This is a genomic window from Dyella sp. (genome assembly GCF_035508675.1).
Classification (GTDB): Bacteria; Pseudomonadota; Gammaproteobacteria; order Xanthomonadales; family Rhodanobacteraceae; genus Dyella_B.
Genome location: NZ_DATJMN010000020.1, coordinates 1 through 10,196 on the forward strand (window position 1 = coordinate 1; position 10,196 = coordinate 10,196).

9 protein-coding genes are annotated in these 10,196 nt (G+C 63.4%); 2 read left to right on the forward strand and 7 right to left on the reverse strand.

Features of this window, described 5'->3' with window-relative positions:
• Positions 1-186 precede the first annotated feature (186 nt).
• From VMA74_RS01255 to orn, 5 genes are all read right to left on the reverse strand, one after another.
• Positions 187-894, reverse strand: a complete 708-nt coding sequence (locus tag VMA74_RS01255) for a VIT1/CCC1 transporter family protein (protein WP_325364023.1) — start codon at positions 892-894, stop codon at positions 187-189.
• 278 nt (positions 895-1,172) lie between these two features.
• Positions 1,173-2,132, reverse strand: a complete 960-nt coding sequence (locus tag VMA74_RS01260; RefSeq protein WP_325364025.1) for an isopenicillin N synthase family dioxygenase — start codon at positions 2,130-2,132, stop codon at positions 1,173-1,175.
• Between the two features lie 161 nt (positions 2,133-2,293).
• Entirely contained in the window at positions 2,294-3,652 is a 1,359-nt protein-coding gene (gene glmM / locus VMA74_RS01265) for a phosphoglucosamine mutase (RefSeq protein ID WP_325364026.1), read from the reverse strand.
• Positions 3,653-3,965: 313 nt separating this feature from the next.
• Positions 3,966-4,871 (reverse strand): dihydropteroate synthase, encoded by a 906-nt coding sequence (gene folP / locus VMA74_RS01270; RefSeq protein WP_325364028.1) that lies wholly within the window; start codon positions 4,869-4,871, stop codon positions 3,966-3,968.
• Positions 4,868-5,437 carry an oligoribonuclease gene (orn, locus tag VMA74_RS01275; protein WP_325364030.1) on the reverse strand — a complete coding sequence of 190 codons (570 nt, stop codon included), beginning with the start codon at positions 5,435-5,437 and terminating at the stop codon, positions 4,868-4,870. Before orn ends, folP begins: the two co-directional genes overlap by 4 nt.
• A gap of 160 nt (positions 5,438-5,597) precedes the next feature.
• Between orn and sbcB the strand changes: the two genes are divergently transcribed.
• Together sbcB and VMA74_RS01285 are read left to right on the forward strand one after the other, a co-directional pair.
• Entirely contained in the window at positions 5,598-7,046 is a 1,449-nt protein-coding gene (gene sbcB, locus VMA74_RS01280; RefSeq protein WP_325364032.1) for an exodeoxyribonuclease I, read from the forward strand.
• A 184-nt stretch (positions 7,047-7,230) separates the two neighbouring features.
• Complete coding sequence (locus VMA74_RS01285) at positions 7,231-7,917, forward strand: DUF2461 domain-containing protein (protein ID WP_325364034.1); 687 nt, start codon at positions 7,231-7,233, stop codon at positions 7,915-7,917.
• Between the two features lie 149 nt (positions 7,918-8,066).
• Here VMA74_RS01285 and lysS read toward each other — a convergent pair whose 3' ends face one another.
• On the reverse strand, positions 8,067-9,593 hold the full coding sequence (lysS, locus tag VMA74_RS01290) for a lysine--tRNA ligase (RefSeq protein WP_325364036.1): 1,527 nt from the start codon (positions 9,591-9,593) through the stop codon (positions 8,067-8,069).
• A gap of 3 nt (positions 9,594-9,596) precedes the next feature.
• Complete coding sequence (locus tag VMA74_RS01295; RefSeq protein ID WP_325364038.1) at positions 9,597-10,034, reverse strand: TA system VapC family ribonuclease toxin; 438 nt, start codon at positions 10,032-10,034, stop codon at positions 9,597-9,599.
• Positions 10,035-10,196: the final 162 nt, after the last annotated feature.

Consider the following 10,196-nt stretch of genomic DNA (forward strand, 5'->3'; position numbering starts at 1 on the left):
GTACGCTAAAGCCCAAGCAACCCCACCCCAACCCTCCCCTACTGCCGCAGGGGAGGGAGTGCATCGTGGCGAGTATCAAGTTGTACCGACTTGTCACGCTGCTGGACGAGTAGCGGGCAATTTATAGAAGTGCCCTTAAGTGAGTGCCATTGTGTTTAGAGCAGGATGCATTTTCCCGAACAGCATCTAGCCGCCGATCCAACGCGCAAGCAGGAAAGCCGTAGCCGATGCCAGGCCACCGATCAGCACGGTTTGCAGCGTACTGCGCCATGCGCTTACGCCGGTGAAACGGCTTTTGGCTGCGCCGAATATCGCCAACGCAAGGCCGGTGCACACGATGGATAACTGCAGCGCCGGTTTCAATTGCGCGATCAGCATGTAGGGCACCAGGGGAACCAGGCCGCCTACGACGTAGGCACTGCCGATGGTGACTGCGCTGCGCAGGGCGCGGCCAGGTTGCGGGGTTTCCAGGCCGAGCTCGAAGCGCATCATGAAATCCACCCAGGCTTCGTGATCGTTGCGGAAGTGCTCCAGGATGGGCTCGCAGGCGGCGCGGTTCAGGCCGTAGCCTTTGAAGATTTCCACGATCTCGCGCTCTTCTTCGCGCTGCAAATTACGCACTTCGTGAAGTTCGCGGCGGCGTTCGGAGTGGTAGTGGTCGGCTTCGCCGCGTGCGGCGAGGTAGCCGCCCAGTCCCATGGCGATGGCGCCAGCGGCGATTTCGGCGACGCCTGCCACCACGACCACGCGGCTGGCGACGTTGGCGGCGGAGAGTCCTGCCGCCAAGGCGAACGGCACGGTGAGGCCGTCGGCCATGCCCAGCACGATGTCGCGGACGGTGTCGGAGGCGGCGAAGTGGCGCTCGGTGTGAGGGTGGCGATGGGTGGCGGACATGCGGCGGGCTCCCGGATAGCGCGGAAACTTTAGCGGGTTGTGCGCGGTGGGCGGGCAATGAGACGTACACGCATTGGCTTTTGCGGTGCGTTGCTTGGCGCGTCGGTGGCGAGCGTATGCGAACCCCAACTTAGGGTTTCTATGCACGCAAGGGCTTCTCGCCACTCGCTACGCTCGCACCCCACCCTAGCCCTCCCCTGCTTCGCAGGGGAGGGAACGGTTTGTCGTGATGCGCAACCTACGGCAGCTGGGCGGCTTGTTGCATGGATGCCAATGGCTCAGATCAGCTTGATCTCACGCAAGCGTTGCATGAGGTATTCGTGCGAACTGATCGAGGTGTCGTAACGCCGTGGATTGTCCGGCGTCACGCACTGCGGCAGCGGATCGAGCACCACGTCCGGGTTGGGATGCAGGAAGTACGGCACGGAATAGCGCGGCTTGCGTGCGTTGGCGTTCGGCGGGTTCACCACCCGGTGAGTGGTGGAGGGATACACGTGGTTGCTCAGGCGCTGCAGCATGTCGCCGATGTTCACCACGATGGCGTCGCCTTCGGTGGTGATGGCTAGCCACTGGCCTTCGCGGGTGAGCACTTCCAGGCCTTCGGCGCTGGCGCCGACCAGCAGGGTGATGAAGTTGATGTCTTCGTGGGCGCCCGCGCGCACGTTGGGGATGTTTTCCTCGGTGATGGGCGGGTAATGGATCGGGCGCAGGATGGAATTGCCCTGGTCGATCTTGTCTTCGAAATAATCTTCCGGCAGGTCGATGTGCAGGGCCAGTGCGCGCAGCACGCGGCTGCCGAGCAGATCCAGCGCCTGGTAAAGCGCGTAGCCGTATTCGCGAAAACCCGGCACTTCAGCTGGCCACAGGTTCGGCGGCATGAGATCGGCGAAGCGCGAATGGCGATCGATCTCGCGGCCGATGTGCCAGAACTCTTTCAGGTCCGGATAACGGCTGTCCTTGGCGGTTTCGATCTTGAACGGCGTGTAGCCGCGCGCGCCGCCGGAGCCGGGCACGTGGTACTTCATCTTGGTGTCGGCCGGCAGCGCGAAGAAACGCTGGAAGGCATCGTAGGCGCCGTCGATCAGCGATGGCGCGATGCCGTGGCCGCTGATGCAGCAGAAGCCGAATTCGCGGTAGGCCGCGCCGAGCTCGGCGACGAAGGCCGCGCGGTCGGTATCAAAGCGGCGGATGTCGAGGGTGGGAACCTTCTTGGCGGGTGTACGGGCAGATGTATCCATGCAGGGTATCCAGGTAGGCATACGGTCTATTTGTGGCCGCCACCGCAGGGGCGGTGCACGTCGGGCCTTCGGCGCATGTCTGCAGTAACGCAGGCAGGCTCCACTCCATGGCGACCTGGCATCTGTTTGTAGCGTTGCCGGGAAACGGCAACGCTACTGGTTCACGAGCGTTCGGTGGCGGATTTTACGACGTCCGCGAGGCGTTGCGCCATTTGCCGTACTTCGGCCTCGTCGGCCGCTTCCACCGTGACGCGCACCAGCGGTTCGGTGCCGGAGGCGCGCAGCACGACGCGGCCGCGGCCGAGCAGGGCCTGTTCGGTATCGGCCAGCGCCTGGCGCACGGCGTCGGTGTTGAGCGCTTCGCGCGCGCCGGCGGCACGCACGTTGATCATCACCTGCGGCATTTTTTTCAGGCCTTGGCGCGCGGTGCTCAGATCCTGCCCGGACAGCTTCAACGCTTCGAGCAGTGCCAGTGCAGCAACGATGCCATCACCGGTGGTGGCGCGATCCAGGCACAGCAGGTGGCCGGAGGTTTCGCCGCCGAGCACGCCACCGTGCTCCTTCAGTTTTTGCAGCACGAAGCGGTCGCCGACGTTGGCGCGGATCAGGTCCACGCCCAGGCCGGCCAGCGCCTGTTGCAGGCCGTAGTTGCTCATCAGCGTGCCGACGACCGGGCCCTTGAGCAAACCGCGCGATTGCCAGCTGTGCGCCAGCACGTAGAGCATGTCGTCGCCATCGCCCAGCACGCCATGGCGATCCACCACTTGCACGCGGTCGCCATCGCCATCGAACGCAAAGCCGATGTCGGCGCCCTGCTCCACCACGGCGCGCTGCAATGCCTGCGGATGCAGGGCGCCGACGTCGCGGTTGATGTTGAAGCCATCGGGCTTGTCGCCGATCGTGTGGACCTGCGCGCCCAGTTCGCTGAATACCTTGGGTGCAACCTGGTAGGTGGCACCGTGCGCGCAGTCGAGCACGATCTTCATGCCGGCCAGGCTGAAATCTTCCGGCACGGTGGCTTTGCAGAATTCGGCATAGCGCGTGATGGCGTCGGTGACGCGAACCACTTTGCCGAGATGTTCCGAATCTACGGTGGTAAACGGCGCGTCGGTTTCCAGCTCGATCGCCGCCTCGATCTCGTCGGAAAGCTTTTCGCCTTGCGTGGAGAAAAACTTGATGCCGTTGTCGTAATGCGGGTTGTGCGAGGCGCTGATCACGATACCGGCATCGGCGCGCAGGCTGCGGGTGAGATACGCCACGGCCGGCGTGGGCATGGGGCCGAACAGGCGAACGTCCGCACCCGCGGCGGTGAGGCCGGCTTCCAGGGCGGATTCGAACATGTAGCCGGAAGCGCGGGTGTCCTTGCCGATCAGTACCAGCGTGCGGCGCGAGGATTTCTTCTCCCGCGCCAGCACCACGCCGAGCGCCCGGCCCAGCCGCAGCATGAAATCCGCGCTGATGGGCCACTCGCCTACGCGGCCGCGGATGCCGTCGGTACCGAAATATTTGCGTTGGTTCATGAAGGCTCTGTCTGCAGAAACGGGAACAAGGAAATAGGGACAGGTACGTCGCCAGGGCGTGAATGCTACACCCGGGGGGTTGGCTGTTCCTCATGCCCTCAGCGCGCCTGATAAGCGTTGAGTCTCAGCCGCTGTGCTTTTTTGCTCGTCACCCCGGCGAAGGACGGGGTCCTGCGCCTTTCGGGCGTCAAAGTCACTGGGCCCCGGCGTTTGCCGGGGTGACGGTGTTGTTGGGATGGGACGTCAAATCAGGTGCGTGCGGGGTTAGCACGGCGCCCCTGTTGCTGGGATTTCATGCCAGCCCATGGCCCTATCAATCGTCGTCCGGCCAGCTTGGCATCTTGGGCTTGTCGTGCCGCTCGGGCGTGTCGCCGGCTTGCACGGCGTGCCATACCTTGAGCGCATCCACGGTGGGCGCCACGTCGTGTACGCGTACCATGCGTGCGCCGCGCTGCACGGCAATCAACGCCGCCGCGACCGAGCCGGCAGCGCGGTCGGCCGGTGCCTGGCGGCCGGTCAGCGTGCCGATCATCGATTTGCGCGACAGCCCCACGTAAACACCGCTGCCCAGCTCGGCAAAGCGCTGCAGTTTACGCAGCAGTGCGAGGTTGTGTTCCAGCGTTTTGCCGAAACCAAAACCGGGGTCGACCATCACCTTGCGCCGATCGATGCCGGCCATTTCGCAGGCGAACAGGCGGTCGGTGAGAAAGCGGTGCACTTCGCCGACCACGTCGTCGTAATGAGGGCTCTCCTGCATGCTGCGCGGCTCGCCTTGCATGTGCATCAGGCAGACCGGCACGCGCAGTTCGGCGGCGGCATCCAGCGCGCCTTCGCGGCGCAGGGCGTAGACGTCGTTGATCATGCCGGCGCCGGCCGCCACCGCGGCACGCATCACTTCGGGCTTGGAGGTGTCGACGGCGATCGGCAGCGAGGTGCGCGCCACCAGTTGTTCGATCACCGGAATGACCCGCTGCAGTTCGTCTTCCACGGAGACATCCGCCGCGCCGGGGCGGGTGGATTCGCCGCCGACGTCGAGCATGTCCGCGCCCTCTTGCGCCAGCAGCAGGCCGTGTTCCACCGCTGCGGCCACGCTGGAAAACTGGCCGCCGTCGGAAAACGAATCGGGCGTTACGTTGATGATGCCCACCACGCGCGGACGATCCAGGCTCAATGCGCGGCCGTTGCAATCGAGCACGGTGGCGAACAGGTCGGTGCTCACGCGTTTTGCTCCGCGCCGCCCAGCCCACCCATGAATTGGCGGTAGTAGCGCAGCTCATCGATGGAATCGCGGATATCCGACAGCGCCGTGTGCGCCGACTCCTTGGAGAACCCGCGGCCGATGGACGGTGCCCAGCGCCGCGCCAGTTCCTTCAGCGTGGACACGTCGAGATTGCGGTAATGGAAGAAGCGCTCCAGCTGCGGCATCTGCCGATGCAGGAAACGGCGATCCTGGCAGATCGAATTGCCGCACATCGGCGACCTGCCCTGTAGCACCCATGGCTTGAGGAATTCCAGCGTGGCCTTTTCCGCGTCGGCGTGCGTGGCATTGGAAGCCAGTACCTGCTCCCATAGGCCGGACCGGCGATGCTGGTTGCGGTTCCAGGTGTCCATCGCCTCCAGCCGCTCCCCCTGGTGGTGGATCGCGAAGACAGGGCCTTCGGCTAGAACGAGCAGATCCTTGTCGGTGACGATGGTGGCGATCTCGAGGATCGAATCGTTATCGGTATCCAGACCGGTCATTTCCAGGTCGATCCAGATGAGGTTGTCTTCGTTCGCTTGGCTCATGCGCCCTCCTGTCGGGTGAGTTTAGCCGGGGGCCGATAGCGCGCCAAATGCCGGGGCGCGGGAATCCCATCAAACCGATGGAAGTCCGCTCTTCACGATGGACGATTGACGATTCCCGATTTACGGCAATAACGCGTGACGATTCCCGTAAAATCCGCCCATGCACACGCTCTTCTGGCACGACTACGAAACCTTCGGCACCGATACGCGCCGGGACCGCCCGATCCAGTTCGCCGGCATCCGCACCAACCTGGAGCTGGAAATCATCGATGAGCCGGTGATGTTCTTCGGCAAGCCGCCGCGGGATATGCCGCCCAGCCCGGAATCCTGCCTGATCACCGGCATCACGCCGCAGCAGGCCGAACGCGATGGCTTGATCGAGGCGGACTTCGCCGCGCGCGTGCATGAGCAGCTGGCCGCGCCGGGTACCTGCGGCGTGGGCTACAACTCGTTGCGCTTCGATGATGAGTTCACGCGCCAGTTGTTGTACCGCAATTTTTTCGAGCCGTATGGGCGCGAGTGGGAAAACGGCAATTCGCGCTGGGACCTGATCGACCTGGTGCGCATGTGCGCCGCCTTGCGGCCGGAGGGCATCGTGTGGCCCACGCATGAGGATGGCACGCCCAGCTTCAAGCTGGAGCATTTGGCGGCGGCCAATCACCTGCGGCAGGAACGCGCCCACGACGCGCTCTCCGACGTGTATGCGCTGATCGATCTGGCGCGCTTGATCCGCGTGCGCCAGCCGCGGCTGTGGGACTGGCATTTCGGTCTGCGCCGCAAGCAGCGCGTGTTCGAGCTGTTTGATCTCACCGCGATGACGCCGCTGGTGCATGTGTCTTCGCGCTATCCGGCCAGCCGCGGCTGCGTGGCCATCATCGTGCCGCTGGCGGTGCATCCGGCCCGGCCGGGTGAAATCATCGTGTATGACCTTGCGCAGGATCCGCGTGATCTGCTGACGCTGGAGGTGGGTGACATTGTCGATCGCATGTTTACCGCGCGCGCTGACCTGCCCGAGGGCGTGGAGCGCATTGCGTTGCGTACCGTGCATGCGAACCGCTCGCCGGCGCTGGCGCCGCTGTCGGTGTTGAAGGGTGTGGATCTTGCGCGGTTGCAGCTGGACGTGGATCGTTGCCTGGCGCATGCGGATAGCTTGCGCGCCGCGGCGAACCTGACGGACAAGCTGCACCGCATTTTCCAGCGCAGCGCCGAACTGCCGCCACCGGAAGATCCGGAACTGGCACTGTACGGCGGCTTTTTGCCGGATTCGGACAAACGCCTGCTGCGCGAAGTGCGCGCCACGCCGCCCGAACAATTGGGCCAGCGCCGTTTCGATTTTCGCGACGCGCGCTATCCGGATTTGCTGTTCCGCTATCGTGCACGCAACTGGCCCGATACGTTGACGCCCGAGGAGCGCGCGCGTTGGGAGCGTTTCCGTGTTGACCGGTTGATGCGCCCTACGCCGCTTACCACGCTCACCCTGCCCGACTACTTCGCCAAGCTGGCGCTGTTGCGGGATGATCCGCTGGGGCGGAACAAGCTGCCGCTGCTGGATCAGTTGCAGATGTGGGGTGAGCAGCTTGCTATTGAAGCGGGCGTTGCTTTGGCGTAAGCCGGAGTGCTGACCTTTAAAACCAAAATTCGCGTCGGTGTCGTTTCAGCGCGGGTAGTCATTCCGGCGAAGGCCGGAATCCATGCTTCGGATTGGCGATGGGTTCCGGCCTTCGCCGGAATGACGGCTTTGCAGATTGGAGACGACATAGCCCTTACCATCCCAACCTGAGCATCGAATCGCCATGCCACGCGCCTACTTTTCGCCCGCGACATTCCGCTTCCTCAAAAGCCTGGCCCGCAACAACAACCGCGAGTGGTTCCAGAAACACAAAGCCGAATACGAGCGCGACGTGCGCGATCCCTTCCTGGAGCTGATCGCCGACATGCAAGCGCCGCTGACGAAAATCAGCACGCACTTCCGCGCCGATCCGCGCAAGATGGGCGGCTCGCTGTTTCGCATCTATCGCGATACGCGGTTCTCGAACGACAAGGAGCCGTATAAGCCGTGGGCGAGCGCGCGCTTTTTCCATGAGCGGCGACATGAGATTCCGGCGCCGTCGTTTTATCTGCATATCCAGCCCGGCGATTGCTTTATCGGCGGTGGCATGTGGCATCCGGAAGCGGATGCGTTGAAGCGTATCCGGGCGTTTCTGGCGGACAACCCGGCGGCGTGGAAGCGAGCGACGCAGAGCAAGGCGTTCCGCGAGCACTTTGGGTTCTGGGGCGAGTCGCTGACGCGGCCGCCGCGCGGGTTCGATCCCGGGCATGAATTGATCGAGGATTTGAAGCGCAAGGATTTCGCGGCGGGCGAGCAGTTCGACGAAGCGCTGGCGTGCTCGGCGGAGTTGTTGCCGTTTATGGTGGCCGGTTACAAGCGGCTGGCGCCGATGATCGATTACTTGTGTGCGGCGCAGGAGTTGGAGTTCTGATCCTAGGCGGGGATGCAATCCCAGCTTCGATGTGCATGGCGATGCTGGGATTGCATCCCAGCCTACGTCACCGAAAGGAGCTTACGCGTTGGATTCGCCCCTCACCCCAGCCCTCTCCCCTGAGAGGGAGAGGGGGTAAAGACGGAGATTTACGCTTCTGGGCGCATGTACGGGAACAACAGCACGTCGCGAATCGACGACGAGTTGGTCAACAGCATCACCAGGCGATCGATACCCACGCCTAGGCCGCCTGTTGGCGGCAGCCCCACTTCCAGCGCGCGGATGTAGTCGGCGTCGAAGTGCATGGCTTCGTCGTCGCCCGAATCCTTCGCATCCACCTGGGCCTGGAAGCGCGCGGCCTGGTCTTCCGGGTCGTTCAACTCGGAAAAGCCATTGGCGATTTCCTTGCCGTTGATGAACAGCTCGAAGCGGTCGGTGATGCCCTTGTCGACGTCGTTCTCGCGCGCCAGCGGCGAGACTTCCACCGGGTGGTCGATGATGAAGGTGGGTTGCACCAGGGTGGGCTCCACCGTCTTCTCGAAGATCTCCAGCAGCAGCTTGCCCCAGCCGTAGCCGGGCTTTACGTGCACGCCCAGGCGCGCGGCGTGCGCGGCCATGGCGTCGCGGTTGCGCAGTTCTTCGCGCTTGATCTGCGGGTTGAGTTCCAGCACGGCGTCTTCCATGCGCCAGCGGCGGAAGGCGGGGCCGACGTCGATCTCGGCGCCTTCCCAGGCCAGTTGCGTGGTGCCGAGCACGTTCTTCGCCGTGTCGCGGATCATCGCCTCGGTGAGGTCCATGATCTCGTGATAGGTGGCGTAGGCCTGGTACAGCTCCAGCATGGTGAATTCGGGGTTATGCCGCGTGGACACGCCCTCGTTGCGGAAGTTGCGGTTGATCTCGTAGACGCGATCGAAACCGCCCACCACCAGGCGCTTCAAGTACAGCTCCGGCGCTACGCGCAGATAAAGATCGATATCCAGCGCGTTGTGATGCGTGATGAAGGGACGCGCCGTGGCGCCGCCGGGAATGATGTGCATCATCGGCGTTTCCACTTCCATGAAGCGGTACGGCTCGGCTTCCAGCCAGGTGCGGATGTAGCCGATCACCTTCGAGCGCAGCATGAAGGCGCGGCGCGCTTCCTCGGTAACGATCAGGTCGACGTAACGCTGGCGATAACGCTGCTCCACGTCGGCCAGGCCGTGCCACTTGTCCGGCAGCGGGCGCAGGCTCTTGGTGAGCATGCGCAGCGTTTGCACCTTCACCGACAGCTCGCCGGTCTTGGTGCGCATCAGCTGGCCTTCGGCGCCGACCACGTCGCCCACGTCCCAACTTTTGAATGCGTCGTAGGTGGCTTCACCCACCGTGCCCTGGTGGATGAACAACTGGATGCGGCCGGTGAAATCCTGCATCTGCACGAAGCTGACCTTGCCCTGCACGCGCTTGAGCACGATGCGGCCGGCCACCTTGACCTTGCGCGCCAGCGCTTCGATCGCCTCGGCGGTGTACTGCTCCTTGTCCTCGAACTCGGCCTGCAGATCGCCGGCGAAACTGTCGACCTTGAAGTCGTTGGGGAAGGCGATGCCCTGCTCGCGCAATGCCTTGAGCTTTTCGCGGCGCTCGGCGATCAGCTTGTTTTCGTCGGGCACAGCCGTGCCAATTAGATCGGTCTCGCTCATGCTTCAGGCCACCAGTGGATTACGGATATACAGCTCTGGAAAACGCGAAAAGTCACGATCGGCAGTCCAAAACTCAGTCACGCCATTGTCCAGGCAAATGGCGGCTATGCGTGCGTCGTGATACATGCCCCCCTTTACCTTGCCGTGTCGTGCAATGCGCTCAAGCGTCTGCAAATGAGCGGCTGACTCTCCCATGCGTACGAAGCGCGGCGATTCGAACCATGCCTGTACCGCGGCGAATGCCATATTGATGGGTGTAGGCTCGCGAAAAGCGCGCGGATTGGTTACCAAGGCAAGAAATTCATGCACGCAGGGCCACGGCACCGTCCAGGTACGCGTACCTGCCATCAGGTCTGTCATGGCGTCACACGCAGATGAGTGTTCATCCCTGTAGTCCGGCCGATGTGCATAAGCCAGGATGTTCGTATCGACGGCAATCACCGACGGCGCGCCTCCTCTTTGAAAGCACCCCAGTCCTTCCCCTCGAATTCGGGTGTAAAACCAAGTTTGCCGTGGAAAACCACGGGCTCGATCCGCTTGCGTGGCGGCGACGCATCCCTACTTTTCAAAACCATGCGCAATCCTTGCTCGACCAGGCTTTTC

Coding starts and splice junctions, on each gene's coding strand:
- glmM (WP_325364026.1), bottom strand. CDS start 3,652: ATGAACCAACGCAAATATTTCGGTACCGACGGCATCCGCGGCCGCGTA.
- VMA74_RS01260 (WP_325364025.1), bottom strand. CDS start 2,132: ATGGATACATCTGCCCGTACACCCGCCAAGAAGGTTCCCACCCTCGAC.
- VMA74_RS01285 (WP_325364034.1), top strand. CDS start 7,231: ATGCCACGCGCCTACTTTTCGCCCGCGACATTCCGCTTCCTCAAAAGC.
- VMA74_RS01255 (WP_325364023.1), bottom strand. CDS start 894: ATGTCCGCCACCCATCGCCACCCTCACACCGAGCGCCACTTCGCCGCC.
- orn (WP_325364030.1), bottom strand. CDS start 5,437: ATGAGCCAAGCGAACGAAGACAACCTCATCTGGATCGACCTGGAAATG.
- sbcB (WP_325364032.1), top strand. CDS start 5,598: ATGCACACGCTCTTCTGGCACGACTACGAAACCTTCGGCACCGATACG.
- lysS (WP_325364036.1), bottom strand. CDS start 9,593: ATGAGCGAGACCGATCTAATTGGCACGGCTGTGCCCGACGAAAACAAG.